General features: G+C 68.6%; 17 protein-coding genes. 13 read left to right on the top strand and 4 right to left on the bottom strand.

The genetic code is table 11. The features are described 5' to 3' along the window. The first annotated feature begins 37 nt into the window (after positions 1-37). Genes ACESK8_RS11900 through ACESK8_RS11865 form a run of 8 tightly spaced genes read left to right on the top strand, consistent with a single transcriptional unit; the run spans position 38 to position 8,193 of the window. Positions 38-946, top strand: coding sequence for a dihydrodipicolinate synthase family protein (locus tag ACESK8_RS11900; RefSeq protein ID WP_372968797.1), 909 nt, complete (start codon positions 38-40; stop codon positions 944-946). A 13-nt stretch (positions 947-959) separates the two neighbouring features. Continuing rightward, the gene (locus ACESK8_RS11895; RefSeq protein WP_372968796.1) at positions 960-1,961 is read left to right on the top strand and encodes a proline racemase family protein; all 1,002 of its coding nucleotides are present in this window, start codon (positions 960-962) and stop codon (positions 1,959-1,961) included. A gap of 11 nt (positions 1,962-1,972) precedes the next feature. After that, a complete protein-coding gene (locus ACESK8_RS11890) occupies positions 1,973-2,986 on the top strand; it encodes an ornithine cyclodeaminase family protein (RefSeq protein ID WP_372968795.1) in 1,014 nt (337 codons plus the stop codon). Continuing rightward, entirely contained in the window at positions 2,973-3,677 is a 705-nt protein-coding gene (locus tag ACESK8_RS11885) for a GntR family transcriptional regulator (protein ID WP_139305207.1), read from the top strand. The genes ACESK8_RS11890 and ACESK8_RS11885 overlap by 14 nt, the downstream gene beginning before the upstream one ends. Further along, positions 3,677-4,843 (top strand): NAD(P)/FAD-dependent oxidoreductase, encoded by a 1,167-nt coding sequence (locus ACESK8_RS11880; protein ID WP_372968794.1) that lies wholly within the window; start codon positions 3,677-3,679, stop codon positions 4,841-4,843. Before ACESK8_RS11885 ends, ACESK8_RS11880 begins: the two co-directional genes overlap by 1 nt. After that, positions 4,840-5,205: a (2Fe-2S)-binding protein gene (locus ACESK8_RS11875; RefSeq protein ID WP_372968793.1), complete on the top strand. Its 366-nt coding sequence runs from the start codon at positions 4,840-4,842 to the stop codon at positions 5,203-5,205. The genes ACESK8_RS11880 and ACESK8_RS11875 overlap by 4 nt, the downstream gene beginning before the upstream one ends. Next, the gene (locus tag ACESK8_RS11870; RefSeq protein WP_372968792.1) at positions 5,198-6,697 is read left to right on the top strand and encodes an FAD-dependent oxidoreductase; all 1,500 of its coding nucleotides are present in this window, start codon (positions 5,198-5,200) and stop codon (positions 6,695-6,697) included. The genes ACESK8_RS11875 and ACESK8_RS11870 overlap by 8 nt, the downstream gene beginning before the upstream one ends. Further along, positions 6,694-8,193 (top strand): aldehyde dehydrogenase (NADP(+)), encoded by a 1,500-nt coding sequence (locus tag ACESK8_RS11865; RefSeq protein ID WP_372968791.1) that lies wholly within the window; start codon positions 6,694-6,696, stop codon positions 8,191-8,193. Before ACESK8_RS11870 ends, ACESK8_RS11865 begins: the two co-directional genes overlap by 4 nt. A 570-nt stretch (positions 8,194-8,763) precedes the next feature. Here the strand turns inward: ACESK8_RS11865 and ACESK8_RS11860 are convergent. Then, a complete protein-coding gene (locus ACESK8_RS11860) occupies positions 8,764-10,662 on the bottom strand; it encodes a glycoside hydrolase family 127 protein (protein WP_372968790.1) in 1,899 nt (632 codons plus the stop codon). A 99-nt stretch (positions 10,663-10,761) separates the two neighbouring features. Then, positions 10,762-12,264 (bottom strand): SulP family inorganic anion transporter, encoded by a 1,503-nt coding sequence (locus ACESK8_RS11855; RefSeq protein ID WP_372968789.1) that lies wholly within the window; start codon positions 12,262-12,264, stop codon positions 10,762-10,764. Between the two features lie 172 nt (positions 12,265-12,436). On the opposite strand from ACESK8_RS11855, the gene ACESK8_RS11850 reads away from it, so the two are divergent. The 5 genes from ACESK8_RS11850 to panB all read left to right on the top strand — a co-directional run bounded on the left by ACESK8_RS11850 (position 12,437) and on the right by panB (position 17,786). Further along, entirely contained in the window at positions 12,437-13,555 is a 1,119-nt protein-coding gene (locus tag ACESK8_RS11850; protein WP_372968788.1) for a Fic family protein, read from the top strand. 145 nt (positions 13,556-13,700) lie between these two features. After that, entirely contained in the window at positions 13,701-14,939 is a 1,239-nt protein-coding gene (locus tag ACESK8_RS11845; protein ID WP_372968787.1) for a hypothetical protein, read from the top strand. 167 nt (positions 14,940-15,106) lie between these two features. Continuing rightward, entirely contained in the window at positions 15,107-16,072 is a 966-nt protein-coding gene (locus ACESK8_RS11840; protein ID WP_372968786.1) for a Rossmann-like and DUF2520 domain-containing protein, read from the top strand. Continuing rightward, on the top strand, positions 16,069-16,923 hold the full coding sequence (panC, locus tag ACESK8_RS11835; RefSeq protein ID WP_372968785.1) for a pantoate--beta-alanine ligase: 855 nt from the start codon (positions 16,069-16,071) through the stop codon (positions 16,921-16,923). The genes ACESK8_RS11840 and panC overlap by 4 nt, the downstream gene beginning before the upstream one ends. After that, on the top strand, positions 16,920-17,786 hold the full coding sequence (gene panB, locus ACESK8_RS11830; protein WP_372968784.1) for a 3-methyl-2-oxobutanoate hydroxymethyltransferase: 867 nt from the start codon (positions 16,920-16,922) through the stop codon (positions 17,784-17,786). The genes panC and panB overlap by 4 nt, the downstream gene beginning before the upstream one ends. A gap of 195 nt (positions 17,787-17,981) precedes the next feature. On the opposite strand, the gene ACESK8_RS11825 is transcribed toward panB, so the two are convergent. Together ACESK8_RS11825 and ACESK8_RS11820 are read right to left on the bottom strand one after the other, a co-directional pair. Beyond that, entirely contained in the window at positions 17,982-18,185 is a 204-nt protein-coding gene (locus ACESK8_RS11825) for a helix-turn-helix transcriptional regulator (protein ID WP_060927927.1), read from the bottom strand. Beyond that, positions 18,185-18,673, bottom strand: a complete 489-nt coding sequence (locus ACESK8_RS11820; protein WP_372968783.1) for a DUF2975 domain-containing protein — start codon at positions 18,671-18,673, stop codon at positions 18,185-18,187. The genes ACESK8_RS11825 and ACESK8_RS11820 overlap by 1 nt, the downstream gene beginning before the upstream one ends. Between the last annotated feature and the right edge of the window lie 689 nt (positions 18,674-19,362).

Here is a 19,362-nt window from a genome sequence, read left to right as displayed (position 1 = left end):
GTGCCGAGGGGCGCCGACAGCACAGGAGTTCTGACTCATGACCGAAAAGAAGCCGTGGCACGGCGTCAACCTCGCCACGACCCTGCCGATCAATCCCGATCTCTCCGTCAACTACGACGCGTATGCCGAGCACATCCGCTTCACCACCGACAACGGCGTGACGGGCATCATCCCCAACGGCTCGCTCGGTGAGTACCAGACGCTCACCGAAGAGGAGCGCAAGCAGGTCTACCTCACCGCCGTCGAGGCATCGCCCGAGGGCGTGGCCGTGATCCCCGGTGTGGGTGCGTACGGCGCGTTGGAGAGCGTGCGCTTCACCGAGCACGCCGCCGAGCACGGCGCGCCGGCCGTGATGCTGCTTCCCCCGAACGCCTACCGGGCGAGCGACGACGAGGTCGTCGACCACTACCGTCGCGTCGCGGCAGTGGGCCTGCCGATCCTCGCGTACAACAACCCCATCGACACCAAGATCGACCTGCGCCCCGAGCTGCTCGCGCGCCTGTTCGACGAGGGACTCATCGTCTCGGTCAAGGAGTTCTCGGGCGACGTGCGCAACGCCTACGCGATCCGCGAGCTGGCACCGGGCCTCGACATCTCGATCGGCTCCGACGACGTCGTGCTCGAGCTCGGCATCAACGGCGCCGTCGGCTGGGTCGCCGGCTACCCCAACGCCATCCCGGCATCGACCGTCGAGCTCTACAACCTCTCGACCTCGGGCGACCCCGCCAGCTGGGCCAAGGCGCACGAGATGTACCGCGACCTGCACCCGCTGCTGCGCTGGGACTCGAAGACCTGGTTCGTGCAGGCGATCAAGCTCTCGCAGGAGGTCGCCGGTGTCGCCCCCGCGGGCATCACGACGCGCCCGCCCCGCCTGCCGCTTCCCGACGAGGTGCGCACGCGTATCATCGCCGACACCGAGGCCGTTCTGGCCAAGGGCTACCGCTGATCCGGAGACACCCATGCGAGCACAACGCATCGTCCACGCCGTCGACTCCCACACCGAGGGGATGCCGACGCGCGTGATCGTCGGCGGCGTCGGAGTGATGCCGGGGTCGACGATGGAGGAGCGCCGGCAGTGGTTCATGGCCAACAGCGATGACCTTCGTCTGCTGCTTATGAACGAGCCCCGCGGTCACAGCGCCATGAGCGGAGCGATCCTGCAGCCGCCGACGCGACCGGATGCCGACTTCGGCGTGCTCTATATCGAGGTGTCCGGATGCCTGCCCATGTGCGGGCACGGCACGATCGGAGTGGCGACCGTGCTCGTCGAGACGGGCATGGTCCCGGTCGTCGAGCCGGTCACCACGATCCGTCTCGACACGCCTGCGGGCCTCGTGATCGCCGAGGTGCACGTCTCGGACGGGCACGCCGACAGCGTCACGCTGCGCAACGTGCCCTCGTTCGTCGTGGCACTCGATCAGGTCGTCGACGTGCCGGGGCTCGGCGCCGTCGAGTACGACCTCGCCTTCGGCGGCAACTTCTATGCGATCGTCTCTCTCGAGCAGATCGGTCTGCCGTTCGACCGCGCGCACAAGGACCAGCTGCTCTCGGCCGGACTCGCGATCATGCAGGCGATCGAGGCGCAGGGCGAGCCGGTGCATCCGGTCGACCCGACGATCCGCGGGTGCCACCACGTGTATCTGAAGGCGCCGGGATCCACCGCGCTGCACTCGCGGCACGCCATGGCGATCTACCCGGGATGGTTCGACCGCTCGCCGTGCGGCACCGGTACGAGCGCCCGCATGGCGCAGCTGCACGCCCGCGGCGAGCTGTCGCTCGACCAGGACTTCATCAACGAGTCGTTCATCGGCACGAGCTTCACCGGCCGCCTCGTCGAGACGACCGAGGTCGCCGGCATCCCCGCCGTCATCCCGACCATCACCGGCCGGGCCTGGGTGACGGGAACCGCGCAGTACATGCTCGACCCGAGCGATCCCTTCCCGCAGGGTTTCGTGCTGTGACGACGGTTCCCGTGCCTTCCGTTCCCGTGATCGGCGTCGACGAGATCGACGCGGCGATCGACCGGCGGGGTGCGGTCGAGGCCATCGCCCAGGCGCTGCGCGACGGGGTCGACATCGAGTCCGACGCCCCGCGCCTGTTCAGCCCGCTCGACAGCGGCGAATTCCTGCTCATGCCGACGCAGTCGCCCGAGCACGCGGGCATCAAGGTCGTCACCATCGCACCGCGCAACACCGAACGGGGGCTGCCGAAGATCCAGGCCTGGTATCTGGTCTTCGACGCCGAGACGCTGAGCCCCCTCGCGATCCTCGAGGGCGCCCACCTCACCACTCTGCGCACGCCCGCGGTCACCGCGGTCGCGATCAGGGGGATGCTGCAGGCCGATCCGCGGGGAGCCAGGCAGGGCATCGACTCTCTCGCCGTGCTCGGCTCGGGGCCGCAGGCCGAGGCGCATGTGCGCACGCTCGTCGACCTCATGCCGGTGGGCGAGGTGAGCATCGTAGGTCGCACGCCGAGCCGCACGGCCGAGCTCGTCGAACGGCTTCGCGCCGACGGCATCCGGGCAGAGGCCGTCGCGGCAGAGGCAAGCGCAGGCGCAGGCGCGCTGCGCGCCGCCGATGTCGTCATCACCGCCACCTCGTCGAGCACCCCGGTGCTGAGTCGCGGCGACATCGGCGATCACGCCGTGGTCGCGGCGATCGGCTCGCACGGCACCGCGCATCGCGAGCTGGCCGCCGACCTGGTGAACGATGCCGACCTGGTCGTCGAGGCGCGGGCATCGGCCTTGCGCGAGAACGGCAACCTGCTGCAGGCCCGAGGCCTCGCCGATTGGCAGGCAGGTGCGCAGTCCGTGACGAATCTGCGAGAGTTGGTGGCGGGTGCGTTCGTGCGCCGTGAGGCTCGACCCGCTGTCTATACGGGCGTCGGAATGAGCTGGGAGGATCTCGCCGTGGTGGCGCAGATCCTGAAGTCGGCGCTCGGCGTCGATGCATCGCCTCAGAGGGGGAACACAGATGTCCGGAACTGACACGCGCAGCCTCGTACGGCTCAGCAAGCAGCCCAGCGTTCGGGACACGGTCACCCGTGCCCTGCGCTCAGCGATCATCAGCGGCGAGATGCAGCCGGGACGCGTGTATTCGGCGCCGAGCCTCGGCGAGGAGTTCGGCACGTCTGCCACTCCGATCCGCGAGGCGATGCTCGACCTGGTGCGCGAAGGACTCGTCGTCGCGATGCCCAACCGCGGCTTCCGCGTGACCGAGGTGTCGTCGCACGACCTGGCCGAGGTCACCGAGCTGCGCCTTTTCCTCGAGCCGCCCGCGGTCGAGAAGGCGACGCCGCTGATCCCCGAATCCGCGTTCGCTGATCTCCGCGGCAAGGCCGAGGAGATCGTCATCGCCGCCGACCGCGGCGATCTCGTCGAGTACCTCAGCGCCGACAGCGACTTCCACCTCGCGATCCTGCAGTATGCGGGCAACGCCAGGCTCACCCAGCTCATCCAGTCGCTGCGTTCGCAGACCCGCCTCTTCGGCCTCGCCGAGCTCTATGAGCGGGGTCATCTCACCAGCTCCGCCAAAGAGCACCACACCATCATGGATGCGATCGAGGCGCGCGACGCGGTGAAGGCGCGCGACCTCGTGTTCTCGCACATCGAGCACGTGCGCGGCGACTGGTCGGGGCACACGGTGGGCGAACCCCACCCCGCGGAGGCGAACGGCTAGTGGCTCGATCGACAGCACGCGCCGACGTCGTGATCGTCGGGGCGGGAGTCGTCGGTGCCGCGACGGCGTACTTCGCCGCGGCATCCGGGCTCCGCACCATCGTCGTCGAGCGCGGGTCGATCGCCTCGGGGACGAGCAGTCGCTGCGAAGGCAACATCCTCGTCTCCGACAAGGAGGTGGGCCCCGAACTCGAGCTGTCGCTCTATTCGCAGCGCGTGTGGCGGGAGGATCTCGCCGAGCACGCGCACCTGTGGGAGTTCGAATCCAAGGGTGGTCTCGTCGTCGCCGGCAGCGCAGGCAGCCTGGCGGGGCTCGCCGCACTCGTCGAGCACCAGCGCGAGCTGGGCATCAGTGCCGAGATGATCGACGGCAACGCCGGGCTGCGCGAGGTCGAGCCCTACATCAACCCCGCACTCGTCGGCGGCGCGTTCTACCCCGACGATGCGCAGGTGCAGCCGCTGTTGGCCACCCATCACCTGCTGAAGCTCGCGATCGCGCACGGCGCCGAGCTGCACACCAGAACCACGGTGCACAGCATCCTCACCGAGCACGGCCGCGTGGTCGGAGTCGACACGTCCCTCGGCCGAATCTCGGCCGGTGCCGTGGTCAACTGCGCGGGCCCCTGGAGCGGCGAGGTCGCGGCGCTCGCCGGAGTGCATCTGCCCGTCCTGCCCCGACGCGGTTTCGTGCTGGTCACCGAGCCGGTGCCGATCACGGTGCACCACAAGGTCTACGCCGCCGAGTACGTCGGAGATGTCGCCAGCTCGGATGCCGGTCTGCAGGTCTCGCCGGTCGTCGAGGGGACTCCGAGCGGCACGATCCTGCTCGGCGCCAGCCGCGAGCGCGTCGGCTTCGACCGATCGTTCTCGGCCGAGGCGGTCGCGCGCATCGCCGCGAGCGGGCTGGGGCTGTTCCCGGCGCTGCGCGACGTGGGGGTGCAGCGCGCGTACTCGGGATTCCGCCCGTACTGCCCCGATCACCTTCCCGCGATCGGGGAGGATGCTCGACTGCCAGGGCTCTGGCACGCCGCCGGGCACGAGGGCGCGGGCGTCGGCCTCTCGGTCGGCACCGGCAAGCTGCTCTCGCAGGCCCTGCGATCGCAGGCGACCGACCTCGACCTGACTCCCTTCCGCCCCGAACGACTCGAAGGACTCGTCGCCGCATGACCCGCACGCGCACAGACGACATCGAACCCGCCACCGGCATCGAGTTCGACGGCACGCCGGTGCCGTTCACTCCGGGGCAGACGATCGGCGGCGCCCTCGCGGGGGCCGGCATCGTCTCGTGGCGCACGACCCGTCGCGACCACGCCCCACGCGGACTCTTCTGCGGCATCGGGGTGTGCTTCGACTGCCTCGTGACCGTCGACGGGGTGCGCAGCCAGCGCGCCTGCCTGGTCGAGGCGTGTGCGGGGCAGGTCGTGCAGAGCTCCGACCCCGACGAGCCGCTGCCGCTGTCGGAGCTGTCGGCTGAGGCGTTCGGCCCGACGCAGTCCGCCGGCCCGAGCGCAGAGGAGCCTCATGTCTGAGCAGAGCATCCCGGCATCCGAGCAGCCTCTCGCCGACGTCGCGGTCGTCGGCGCCGGCCCCGCGGGGTTGAGCGCGGCGGTCGTCGCCGCCGAACACGGCCTGCAGGTCGTGTTGATCGACGCGGGGCGCCAGACCGGCGGACAGTACTGGCGTCACCCCGACGAGCGTCATCGTGACGCCTTCGTCGCGCCCGAGAGCACCGGCCACCACCACTGGAATCACTACACCGACCTGCGCGAGCGGCTCGCGGCATCCGTGGCATCCGGTCGCATCCGCCATCTCGCCGGACGCCAGGTGTGGCGCACCGACGGCTTCGACGACAGGGTGGCGCTGCGCACCAGCGCAGTGAGCGGCGCCGACGCTCTGCCCCTCGCCGAGCGCACCACGTGGGCGCGGCGGCTCGTGATCGCGACCGGCGCCTACGACCGACAGCTGCCCGTGCCCGGATGGACGCTGCCCGGGGTCATGGCCGCCGGCGGCGTGCAGGCGATGCTCAAGGCCAACCAGGTGCGAGCCGGGCGTCGCGCCGTGGTGGCGGGCACCGGACCCTTCCTGCTGTCGGTCGCCGCGGGACTCGCCGAGGCCGGGGTCGAGGTGGTCGAGGTCGTCGACGCCAATGCGCTGTCGCGCTGGGCGGCCACACCGCTGCGTGCGCTGCAGGAGCCGGGCAAGCTGTGGGAGGGCGTGCAGTACGCCACCACCTTCCTGCGTCACCGAGTGCCCCTGCGCACGCGGACTGTCGTCACGGCGGTGCGCGGCACCGGGCGGGCGTCCGAGGTCGAGCTGGCCCGCGTCGACGGCACGGGGCGCGTGCGTCCCGGCTCGACGCGCACCGTGGCCGCCGACCTCGTCGCCTTCGGCTGGGGCTTCACGCCGCAGCTCGAGCTGGCCGTCGGCCTGGGCCTGCGCACCCGCATCGACGTCGACGGATCGCTCGTGATCGACGTCGACGACGACCTGCGCGCATCCGATCCGCTCGTCTTCGCCGCGGGTGAGGTCACCGGCATCGGCGGCGCCATCGCATCGTGCGCCGAAGGAGAGCTCGCGGGATCCGCGGTCGCACAGGACCTCGGCGTCACGACCGACGCCCGCCGGATGGCACGGCATCGCCGGCGTCTGCGTCGGGGGCGGCGCTTCGCGATCGGCATGCACCGAGCCAGCCCCGTTCCCGACGCGTGGAATGAGTGGCTGACCCCCGAGACCCACATCTGCCGCTGCGAAGAGGTGACCGCGGCCGAGGTGACCGACGCGGTCGACGGGCTCCGTGCCGACGACGCCAGAGATGTGCGGGTCACCGCCCGCCCCGGCATGGGGCTCTGCCAGGGGAGGGTGTGCGGATTCGCCCTCTCCAAGCTCGTCGCCACCGGCACCGGAGGCGTCGTCGACGCCCCCGCCCTCGAATCCTTGACCAATCGACAGGTGGGCGTGCCCGTGTCGCTCGGCGACCTCGCCGCGCTCGTGCCGCACCACCCGAACCAGGAGGAGTCATGACCATGCACGACACGTCAGACGACAGCGTCGACCAGATCATCGATCGCGCGGTGCGCGCATCCGAGCAGTGGAAGCGCGCCGGCATCGACGAGCGCAGCCGTGCGCTCGTCGCGGTGGCGGATGCCCTCGACCAGCATGCCGACGAGCTGATCCCGATCGCGCAGCGCGAGACGCATCTGGCCGAGCCGCGACTGCGGGGTGAGCTGCGTCGCACGAGCTTCCAGCTGCGCATGTTCGCCGAGATGCTGCCCGAGGGCCTCTGGCTCGACGCCCGCATCGACCACGCCGACGCCGAGTGGCCGATGGGCGCCCCGCGCCCCGACCTGCGCCGTCAGCTCGAGCCCATCGGCGCGACGCTCGTCTTCGCCGCGAGCAACTTCCCCTTCGCGTTCTCCGTCGCGGGAGGAGACACCGCGAGTGCGCTCGCCGCGGGCAACGCCGTGGTGCTCAAGGCGCATCACGGTCACCCCGAGCTGTCCGACGCGACGGCCGCCGTCGTGATCGATGCCCTCGCCTCGGCCGGTGCGCCCGAAGGTCTCTTCCAGACGATCCACGGCACCGAGGCGGGAGTGCGCGCGCTGCGAGCATCCGGCATCAAGGCCGCGGCGTTCACCGGATCGGTGCGAGGCGGACGCGCCCTGTTCGACATCGCCTCGAGCCGCCCCGAGCCGATCCCCTTCTACGGGGAGCTCGGCAGCACGAACCCGGCGTTCGTGACGCGGCGGGCCGCCGAGAGGGATGCCGCCGGCATCGCCCGCGACTTCGTCGCCTCGGTCACCGGCAGCGCCGGACAGCTCTGCACCAAGCCAGGAGTGCTGTTCGTGCCCGCGGGATCATCGATCGTCGCAGAACTCGAGGGCCAGCAGCTCCCGGCCGCATCCGCACTGCTGAACGGCGGGATCGAGAGCGGCTTCCGCGACTCGCTCGCCTCGACCCGGGGAGTCGCGGGCGTGCGCACGCTCGTCGCCGGTGCGGGGTCGGAGGCGGATGCCGGTGCGGATGCGGATGCCGGTGCGGATGCCGGTGCTCCGTCTCCCGTGCTGTTCGAGACGTCGATCGCGACTCTGCGCGACGAGATGCACACGCTCATGAGCGAGATGTTCGGTCCTGCGGCGCTGGTGGTGACCTATGACGACGAGAACGAGCTGCTCGACATCGCCGACCGCCTCGAGGGGCAGCTGACCGCCACGATCATCGGCGAAGACGACGACGAGATCGCCGTCGACCTTCTTCCCAAGCTGTCGGAGCGGGCCGGACGCGTGCTCTGGAACCAGTGGCCCACCGGAGTGTCGGTGACCTGGGCGCAGCAGCACGGCGGCCCGTACCCCGCGACGACAGCCGTCGGCTCGACCTCAGTGGGAATGGCGGCGATCACGCGGTTCCTGCGGCCCGTGGCGTACCAGAACGTCCCCGAGAGTCTGCTGCCGCATGCCCTCAAAGAGGCGAACCCTCTCGGCATCGCGCGCCGGGTCGACGGCATCCTGATCCAGCCCTGACGCACCGGAGCGGGGGCCGATCTCGGGTCGGCCCCCGCTCCGCATCCCTGCGTTTGTGGCCTCGCACCGCTCGTGCGCGTGGTGAGTGGTCACTTTCGCATCCCTCGTGCCTGTTTCGGGTGCGTTTGTGACCCCGCACCGTGCCGTGCCGTGCGCGTGGTGAGTGGTCACTTTCGCATCCCTCGGGCCCGTTTCCGGTGCGTTTGTGACCCCGCATCCCGTCCGTGCCCGGTTTCCGATGCGTTTGTGACCCCGCATCCCGTCCGTGCCCGGTTTCCGATGCGTTTGTGACCCCGCACCGTGCCTTCCGCGGTGAGTGGTCACTTTCGCATCCCTAACGCCCGTTTCCGATGCGTTTGTGACCCCGCATCCCGTCCGTGCCCGGTTTCGGGTGCGTTTGTGACCCGCACCCCGTCCGTGCTTCCGAGGTGAGTGGTCACTTTCGCATCGCTGGCGCCGGGTTCGGGTGCGTTTTTGACCCCGCACCCCGCCCGTGCCCTGTTTCGGGTGCGTCTTTAAACCCGCCCACGCCCGCGCTCACGCCCGCGCCCCGTCCCCGGCCGGGGCTGCTCAGCGCCCCGACGTCGGCAGCCACACCCGCATCGCCGTGCCGCCGTCGAACTCAGCGAACGGCCGCAGCTCGACCACGATCTCGTCGGATGCTGCGCGGTCGACGTCGCGTGCATACGGAGCCTGCGCATCGCCGGTTCGCAGCCGGTGCGCCGCGACGGTGATCCGCGGTCCGAGAAGGCCACCCGCAGCGCCACCGGCAGCGCCTCCCGTCCGCGCGACAGGCGTGGCGGCCAGAGCATCCGCGTCGACCATCAGATCGTCGACGTCGCCGACCGCGCAGTAGACGACCGGTCCGCGTCGGACGGCGACGGTTCCGCGCACGGCGTCGATGAGCGGATGCGGGTGGATGACGTCGACCTCCACCGGCAGCCGCAGCTCGATCTCGGCGCCGTCGACGAGCGCGTCGTCGATCACGATCCACCCGTCGTCGACGACCGCATCCACGGTCTCGCCGTCGCGGAGCAGCGTGACCGCGCGGCCCGACACCCATTCCGGCACGCGAAGGGCCAGTCGTCGACGCCCCGCGGCGGCGTCTCCACTCACGCCGATGCGGATGCTGTCCTCAGCCGGGTACGCGGTGTCGATCGTGACCGCCGCGCCGTGCGCCTGCACGGTGGCAGAGGCATAGAGCACGATGTCGAGTCCGTCGGGGCGCTCCGCCGCGACGTGGTGCTCGAGGGCTGCGAACGTGCGCATGAGGTTCGGCGGGCAGCACGCGCAGCTGAACCAGCGTCGTCGCCCGGCGGGTCCCGCTCCGCCGTAGGGTCGCTCGTCGCGCACCTGCAGCGGATTGACGTACGTGAACGAGTCTCCGCGGGTCGAGATGCCTGCGGCGACGACGTTGTAGAGGGCGGTCTCGGCGACATCCATGCATGCGCCGTCGCCGGTCGCGAGGTACATGCGCCAGGCCCAGCCGAAGAGGGCGACTCCCGCGCAGGTCTCGGCGTACGCGCGGTCGGGCGGCAGCTCGAACGCCTCGCCGAACGCCTCGTCCTCGTGGCGGGCGCCGGTGCCCCCGGTGAGATACATGCGGCGCGAGATCAGGTCGTCCCACTGGGTGCGCATCGCATCGAGCATCGTGGGGTCGCCGGTCTCGAGGTACAGGTCGGTGATGCCCTGGTTCAGGTAGAGGGCGCGCACCGCATGGCCGCGCATCTTCGTGGCCTCCAAGGCGGGCTGCTCGTCCTGGTAGTACTCCGCGCCGAAGATCACTCCGCCGAGGAATCCCGCGCCGCGTCGGCGCACGAACGCGTCGGCGAGCGCGAGAGGCGCGTCGGCTCCGGTCGTGCGGTGCAGCTCGACGAGCGCGGCCTCGATGAGCGGATGCCCGCAGTACTCGACCGCGTCGTCGGCGCCGAGCCGAGCGATGGCGTGTTCGACGAATCGCTCGGCGACCCGCAGCAGACGGTCATCGCCGATCGCGCGGTGCGCACCGACGGCGGCCTGGATCAGGTGGCCGAGGCAGTAGAGCTCGTGGCCCTGGGCGAAGTCGCTCCACGGCCGGCGGTCGTCACGCGCGAGGTAGGCGGAGTCGAGGTAGCCGTCGTCCTGCTGTGCCCGTTCGATGAGGGCGACGGTGCGGTCGAAGAACGACCGCAGATCTGCATCCTCTTCGCGTCCGAGTTCCCAGGCCGCGGCCTCGAGGGTCTTGTAGATGTCGGAGTCGGCGAAGAGCATCCCTCGGAATTCCGCGTCCGACTCGCCGGTGAGCCGTCGCACGTTGTCGAGGGTGCCGTACTCCTCGAGCATCGCGATTCCGTGCGGCAGCGTGACCTGCCGGTTGCGCAGGTGCCACTCGTGCACGAGCCCGCGTTCGATCAGAGGAGCGGAGCTCAGGGTGCGGCGCCGTCCGTGCGCCGTGGGGCCGACCGGGGCGGTCGCGGGGGTCTCGGGCATGTCGTGACTCTTCTCCGAGGCGCAGTGCGGCGCCTCTCGTCGCGAGTGCAATTGTACTTGTACCGCACCGAGCAGGCCAGGCCTGCAGGAGGAATCGCCCTACTCGAACCCGCCGGTCAGCCGCCCGCGCATCCGCTGGCTGCTGTCGTTCATCCCGATGATCTCGACGTTCTTGCCGAGCGCCGCGTACTTGGTCTCGATCGCATCGAGGGCGGCGACGGTGGAGGCATCCCAGATGTGTGATCCCGTCAGATCGATCACGATCGACGAGGGATCGTCCGAGTAAGAGAACAGCGTCGTCAGGTCGTTGCTCGACGCGAAGAACAGCTCGCCGTTCACGACATACGTGACGGAATCCCCGTCCTCGGAAACGGTTCGCGACACCGACACGAAGTGCGCGACCCTGCGCACGAACAGCACCGACGCGACCAGCACTCCACCCACGACGCCGACGGCGAGGTTGTGTGTCAGCAGCACCAGGACGACGGTCGCGACCATCACGAACGTCTCGCTCTTCGGCATCCGCTTCAGGGTCGACGGCTTGACGCTGTGCCAGTCGAAGGCTCCGATCGCGACCATGATCATCACCGCGACGAGCGCCGCCATGGGGATGGTGCTGACGAAGTCGCCGAAGACGACGACGAGCAGGAAGAGGAAGATGCCGGCGCAGAACGTCGAGATGCGGGTGCGGGCGCCGGATGCTTTGACGCCGATCATGGTCTGGCCGATGACCGCGCATCCGCCCATGCCGCCGAAGATCCCCGAGAGCATGTTCGCGACGCCCTGCGCCCACGACTCTCGAGTCTTGTTCGAGTGGGTGTCGGTGATCTCGTCGACGAGCTTCGCGGTGAGCAGCGACTCCATGAGCCCGACCAGCGCGACCCCGAGCGCGAACGGCGCGATGATCGTGAACGTCTCCCAGGTCAGCGGCACATTCGGGATGAACAGCTCCGGCAGGCTCTTCGGCAGCTCGCCTTGATCCCCGACCGTCGGGATCGCGATCGCGAAGGTCAGCACGACAGCCGTCACGATGATCACCGACACGAGCGGCGCCGGCACGACCTTGGTGATCCTCGGCATCACGATCATCACGACGATTCCCAGCGCGACCAGCGGATAGACCATCCAGGGCTTGTCGATCAGCTGCGGAAACTGCGAACTGAACACGAAGATCGCCAGCGCGTTCACGAACCCGACCATGACGCTGCGGGGGATGAAGCGCATCAGCTTCGCGACGCCCAGCACCCCGAGGATCACCTGGAAGATGCCAGCCAGGATCACGGTCGCGATGAAGTAGTCCATCCCATACGTCGGCGCGACCGGCGCGATCACGAGCGCCACGGCGCCGGTCGCCGCGGTCACCATCGCCGGACGTCCGCCGAGGAACGCGATCGACACCGCCATGATGAACGACGAGAACAGTCCGACCTTCGGATCGACGCCCGCGATGACCGAGAACGCGATCGCCTCGGGGATCAGGGCAAGCCCCACGACGAGACCCGCGAGGACCTCGCGCGTCAGCATCCGCGGACTCTTCAGTGCCTGCAGAACGGTGGGATTCGCCCGGTAACGGGCACGATCGTCGACCGTGAGTGCAGACATGGGGATGCTCCAGAGAAGGTGCCCGGGGGATGGGGCGAGACAGTTAAGGGTACGGCGTCGGGACGTGTCGCCTCCTGGATCACCTGCCAAGATCGTTGGCACGATCGAGAAACATGCAAAAAATCCGCCAGATTGTTTAAACGTTGTTTTCACTTGTGAGTATCTTTGACACATGACCTGGAACGCTGATGAGCCGTTCAACGAACTGCCGCTCCTGCCCCCGGGCACCGAGTTCGAGACACGGGCGGTCTTGAAGGCGGCGATCCGTGCTCGTGCGGCCCTCGCATCGATGGATGAGGCGACGAAGCGGATGCCGAACCCGATGGTGCTCGTCAACTCACTGTCACTACTTGAAGCACAGGCCAGCTCCGAGATCGAGAACATCGTCACCACGACAGACGAGCTCTTCCGATTCGCACAGGAGGCTACCGACGCTGCGAGCGCAGAAACGAAAGAGACTCTGCGCTATCGGGCCGCGCTGTTCGGCGGCATGGTCGCGATCCGCGAACGCCCGCTCTCCATCAACACCGCGATCGATGTGTGCTCGAATATTCATCGACGTGAGATGGGTGTGCGCAAGGGGCCGGGAACGTACATCGGCAACCCGAAGACGCGACGCGCGATCTACACCCCTCCGGCAGGTGAGGCGGTGATCCTCGACAAGCTCGCCAACTGGGCTGACTTCGTCCATACGAAAGCGGATCTCGACCCACTCGTGGTGATGGCAGTTGCGCACTACCAGTTCGAGGCAATCCATCCTTTCACCGACGGAAACGGAAGAACGGGACGAATTCTCAACGTCCTGCAACTGGTGTCGGCTGACCTTTTGCGTGAGCCGATCCTCTACCTGTCGCGGTACATCATCCAGAACAAGGACGAGTACTACCGCTTGCTCTTGGCGGTGACTGCAGAGGCGGCTTGGGAAGAGTGGATCCTCTTCGTCCTGCGGGGGATCGAAGAGACAGCGACGCGGACTCTTTCGAAGATTGACCGCATCCAGGAGCTCCAGCGCGCGGTCCGCGCAGAGATCAAAGAGCACACGAGCGCCGGTAGTAACTCGGACCTGATCGAGGTGCTGTTCGAGAACCCTTACTCAAGAATCAGCAATGTGATCGAGCGTTGTGGCGTTTCCCGACCGACCGCAACCGGCTGGCTGAACTCCCTAGTGTCCGCCGGAGCTTTGGTCGACATCAAAGCAGGCCGCGAGCGGTTGTTCATCAATCATCGATTTATGCAGATCTTGTCTACAGATGACCCGCTGCCGTACGCGGGCGAAGAGACTCTGTTCTAGCCCCGTGCGCCATCTACGCTTGCATTGCTCCGCCATGGAAAAGATCGGCGCATCTCTCCTCCACAGCTGACATCCGAATGGGGTTGCTCACCGTTCGTGGGATGAGGCCCCTCCGGTGTCGGGCCGGCTCAATAACCTCGCTCGCATGAGCATCCAGATCCCTGTCCGCGTCACCTCATTCATGCGCGTCGAATTCACGACTGCCGATCATCCGGAGTTCGATCGAGCGATCACCCTGCCTCAGACGGCTCCGATGGAATGGATCATCGACGCCTACCTCCTGAGCATCGGACGGGAGCCTCTCGAAGACGTCGAGTTCGGCGATGACGAGGAGGACTATGACGAGCGCCCACGACCGCGCCCGCACGCCGACACCATCGACAGATGGCGTATGTCGATGCCCGCGCTCGATCACCGGCCCGACGTCATCGTGCGCCCCGTGGATTCTCCCCCGCTGGGTGCCCCGGTGGTCGCAGCCAGCGCATCGGCGCCGTCGCCCACGGCGCAGGGGGACTGGCTGACTCAGGCGGCGCCATTCCGAGAGGACGACGTGAATCGCGAGCTGATGCGCCGACACGGTGTGGTCAGGCCCTACTTCGACGACACCGACATGAGGGACGTCGATCCCCGGATCCGCCGCTCGTCGCGGATCGCCACTCTTCTCAGCGGGCTCACGTCGGCCCGGCGGTTGGCTCTGCTCGCGCACATCGATGCTGTCGATCTGCTGCGAGACAGTGTGCATGATCGCGCGATGGTCGAGACCGCTGTCGCTCCCCTCGCCGCACTGCTGCGCCATCTCGGAGGAACCGGCGCAGCTCAGGACCCGGTGACCGGGTGGTTCTCTGACGCGGACGTGGAGCGGCTGACGCGAGCGGTGGGGTGGGAGAGTGCGTCTGAGGAGACCCGCACCGGAGGGGAGACCCTGATCGCGTTCGCTCGTCGCGCGAAACTGATCCGGCGATTCAAGGGACGGGTCGTGGCGACGGCGTATGCCAAGGGTCTCACCCAACCCTCGCGAGGCACGCTGGCGGCGCTGGCTGGGACGATCGGTGCGTCGACTCGCGAGCGCTACGGCATGCCGCTTCCACGACGGGATGCCGAGGGGGCGCTCGCCCTCCTCGCGATCGCCGATGGGACCGCGCAACATCTCGATGAGCTCCCGAACCACGTCGCTGCGGGAGCCGTTCTTCTCGATGCGACGAATTCGATCTACGGCAGCGACCGGTTCGACAGGATCCTCTCTTCCGGCATGAGCGACGACGTGGGCGACAAGAGCGAGGAGATCACGCGCCTCAGGGAAGGGTTCGCGGCCCTGTCGGCACCGAAGCAGTTCGGCGTCATCACACCCGCGATGCGCGAAGTCGCTCGGTGCGCGCTGATCTGAGCACTTGAGTCTCGGATCGATATGCAAATCTGCGGAGCTTCGAAGACGCGTTTGTGCGCACTTCTGGTCATATTCTGGTTCACACTTTGCTCTCGGATTTTGTGCGGGCCCCGTATCGGGCGGATACTCATCCCATCCGCGCCGACCGTCTCGGCCGGAGAATCGACATGCACAGCACCCCTTCGCTCGCACCCGAAACGACCATCGCCATCGTCGGCGCCGGTCGTCTCGGCGGCGTACTCTCGCGGGCTCTCCGCGCGGCGGGCTTCGTCGTCCTCGGTCCCCTTCGTCGCGGAGACCGAGCTCCGGATGCCGACATCGCCCTCCTCTGCGTGCCGGATGCCGCCATCGCCCCCGTGGCGTTCGCGGTCCGTCCGCATGCGCGCCTCGTGGGACATGTCTCGGGCGCGACGCCGCTCACCGACGTCGACTTCAGCATGCATCCGCTGCAGACCTTCACCGGACGTGAGACTCCTGACGTCTTCCATGACATCGGAATGGCTGTCGACGGGCGCACGCCCGAGGCGCTCGCGGTCGCCGAGCAGCTCGCGCACGCCCTCGGCGCGACGTCGTTCGCCATCGACGACGAGCGTCGGGCGGGCTATCACGCGGCCGCATCCTTCGCCTCGAACTTCGTGCTCACCGTGCTCGACGCCGCGGAGCAGCTGGGGCGGGATGCCGGAGTCGACCGTGTCCATCTCGCACCGCTCGTGCGGCGGACGGTCGACAACTGGGTAGCATCCGGAGCGGCATCCGCCCTCACCGGCCCCATCGCCCGGGGCGACGAAGAGACGGTGGCGCGGCAGCGAGCAGCATCCGCAGACCACGTCGAGCTCTTCGACGCGCTCGCCGTCGCCACCCGTGCAATCGCCCGGCGCGCAGGTGGCTCAAGCGGCACCGAATCCGCCTCCGATCATGCGCCCACCGATCGCGCGTCCGGCGATCACGCGAGCAGCTCCGATGCACCCACGGATCACTCGTCCACCGCTGAGCCCACCGACTATGCGCCCACCGATCGCGCGTCCCTCGATCACGCGAGCAGCACCGACGCCCCCACGGATCATGCGTCCGACGATGCGCGCACCGATCCCGAGCCCGCCGACCACGTGACACCCGAGGAGCCCCAGGCATGAAAGTCCTCCGCACGATCGCCGAGGTGCGAGCCGCGGTCCGCGACGCCAGGGCCGCAGGCGAGTCCGTCGGCCTCGTCCCGACGATGGGTGCCTTCCACGACGGTCATCTCTCGCTCATGCGCGCGGCGCGACAGGCGAATGACCTCGTCGTCGTCTCGCTGTTCGTCAATCCGACCCAGTTCGCCGCGAACGAAGACCTCAGCACCTATCCGCGTGATGAGGTTCGCGACGCGGCACTCGCCGACGCCGAGGGCGTCGACATCCTCTTCGCGCCCGAACCCGCCGAGATCTACCCTGACGGCTTCGCCACCACCATCCACGTCGCGGGCATCACCGAGACACTCGACGGCGCGAGTCGCGGACCCCATCACTTCGACGGGGTCGCCACCGTCGTCACCAAGCTGTTCGGCATCGTCCAGCCCGACGTCGCCTACTTCGGGCAGAAGGATGCACAGCAGGTCCTCGTCGTCCGCCAGGTCGTGCGCGACCTCGACCTCGACGTGCACATCGAGGCGTGCCCCATCGTCCGCGAACCGGACGGGCTCGCCATGAGCTCGCGCAACGTCTACCTCGACGCGGAAGCGCGCGCCCAGGCCACCGCCCTCAGCCGTGCACTCGACGCGGCCGACCGAGTGCATCGATCGGGGGAGCGCGATGCGGACCGCATCCTCTCCGCCGCGGAGTCGGTGCTCGCGAAGGCGGGAATCGACGCCGAGTACCTGGAGCTCCGGGATGCCGAGACCCTGCAGCCCGTCACCCGCGTCAGACGGGACGCGCTGCTCCTCGTCGCTGCCCGAGTGGGCGCCGCCCGACTGATCGACAACCACCTGCTGAGAGGGACCGCCCCATGAGCGCCCACGCCCCGATGACGCGCCTGACGCTCCGCGATCTGAGCGCGAAGAAGGATGCCGGCGAACCCATCGTCATGGTCACCGCCTACGACTATCCGAGCGCGCAGATCGTGGAGGAGGCCGGCGTCGACATTGTGCTCGTCGGTGATTCGGCCGCGATGACCGTGCTCGGCTACGACAGCACCGTCCCCGTCACGATCGACGAGATGCTCATGCTCACGAAGGCCGTGCGCCGTGGACTCACCCGGCCGTTGCTCGTCGGTGATCTGCCCTTCGGGTCGTACGAGGCGTCGGATGAGCTGGCCCTCGCCACCGCGCAGGGCTTCATCAAGGAGGCCGGCGTCGACCTCGTGAAGATCGAACGCGGCGGCACCACGGTCGATCGCGCTCGAGCTTTGGTGAATGCCGGCATCCCCGTGGTCGGTCATGTCGGACTGACGCCGCAGACGGCGACTTCCCTCGGCGGGTACCGCGCGCAGGGCCGCACCGCCGAGGCGGCGCTCACCGTGATCGACGACGCCCTCGCGCTGCAGGATGCCGGAGTCTCGCTGCTCGTCATCGAGGCGGTGCCGTCGGAGGTCACTGCCGCGCTTGAGCCACTGCTGCGGATCCCCGTGATCGGCATCGGAGCCGGAGCGGATGCCGACGGCCAGGTGCTCGTCTTCCACGACCTGCTGGGCATCTACGCCGGCGGGGTGGCGAAGTTCGTGAAGCGCTATGCCGATGTGCGTGGCGTGTCGATCGCCGGGGTCGCGGCGTATGCCGACGAGGTACGCGGCGGGGAGTATCCCGCGCCCGAGCACGGGTATGGGATGGCAGAGGGCGAGGCCGCGCGACTGCAGGAGCTGCTCGCGGCGCGGTAGGTCTGCCGGGCTCGGTGGCTCGGCATCCGACCCTCTGCTGTGCGCCTCGCACGTCCATGTGCGCCTGGCAAGGCCGAATTCTCCGCATCCGGACTTCTCAAGCGCACATGGACTGCTCAAGCGCACAGGGACTTCTGGAGCGCACAGGGACTACTGGAGCGCACAAGGACTGCGGCAGGGCACGGGTGTTGCGGTTCAGGGTTCCCAACGGAGGATGTCGCCAGGCTGGCAGTCCAACACCTCGCACAGCGCATCCAGGGTCGAGAAGCGCACGGCCTTCGCGCGGCCGTTCTTGAGCACGGCGAGGTTGGTCGGTGTGATTCCGATCCTTTCAGCCAGCTCGCCGACTCCGAGCTTGCGCCGCGCCATCATGACGTCGATGTCTACGACCACCGGCATCAGATCACCTCGGTGTCGAGTTCGGATCGCAGGGCGCGCGCCTCGGCGTCGCGGTCGATCGCCTGGCGCAGCAGCGCCTTCATGACGACGACCAGCAGGGCTATCCCGGCGAGCACCAGAGCTGCGCCGCAGATCAGGGCAACCACGCCGGGTGCCGTGGGTCCCGGAGCCAGCAGCACAGCGAGAATCAGCGCCAGTGCCGCCGCAGCCCCGATCGCTCCGATGATCACATCGACATACCGGAACGAGGTCGCCGAGAACAGCGACCCGCGGCGCACCTTGGTCAGCAGCATCCACACGCACACCGCGAAAACCTGCAGCGTCAGCACACCCAGCACCGCGATGATGACCAGAGCGATGCGACCCCACAACGCCTCACCCTCGAGGTCGGCCCACAGCAGCGGCACGATCACGGTCTGCACGACAAGCGAACCCGCCAACGCCAGAGCGATCACGACCTGGAGCACGAGGATCGTCGACTTTGCCATGGCTTTCCCTCTCGTCGAATAACAGTAGGAATCTATCGTTAATCGTTCGATCAGGCAAAGTCGGATGCTGGGGCGCACGCGGGGTTCACGCCCTGCGAAGGAGATCTCCCGCTCGGAAGGACCGATCCGGCGCAACCGTCCTTCGTTGCGTGAGATCTCCTTCGTTGCGCGAGGGCTGGGGAAGGTGGTCCGGAGAGGGCGGGGTGTCTGAGGCGGGTGAGTGGGGCCAGGAGGGGGCGGCCACGGGAGCGGGTAGTCCCGGCGTAGGTCATCCCGCGGGGTCCACGCCCTGCGAAGGAGATCTCACGCTCGGAAGGACCGATCCGGCGCATCCGTCCTTCGTTACGTGAGATCTCCTTCATTGCGCGAGGGCTGGGGAAGGTGGTCCGCAGAGGGCGGGGTGTCGGAGGGGGGTAGGTGGGGCCAGGAGGGGTCGGCCACAGGGCGAGTGAGTTCGCCAGGATTGGGCAGCCTGGGCGGGTGAGTTGCGTGGGAGCGGGTAGTCCCGGCGTAGCTCATCCCCTGGGGTTCACGCCCTGCGAAGGAGATCTCACGCTCGGAAGGACCGATCCGGCGCATCCGTCCTTCGTTGCGTGAGATCTCCTTCGTTGCGCGAGGGGGCGTGGGGCCGGGCCGCGAAAGGCCGGGCCGCGAGGGGCCGTGCTGGGGGGGGGGGGGGGGGGGGCCGG

Origin of the sequence: Microbacterium sp., from assembly GCF_041641055.1 — a bacterium.
GTDB lineage: Bacteria > Actinomycetota > Actinomycetes > Actinomycetales > Microbacteriaceae > Microbacterium.
Note: the sequence above shows the minus strand (reverse complement) of the source record. Positions and strands in the feature narration are given on the sequence as shown.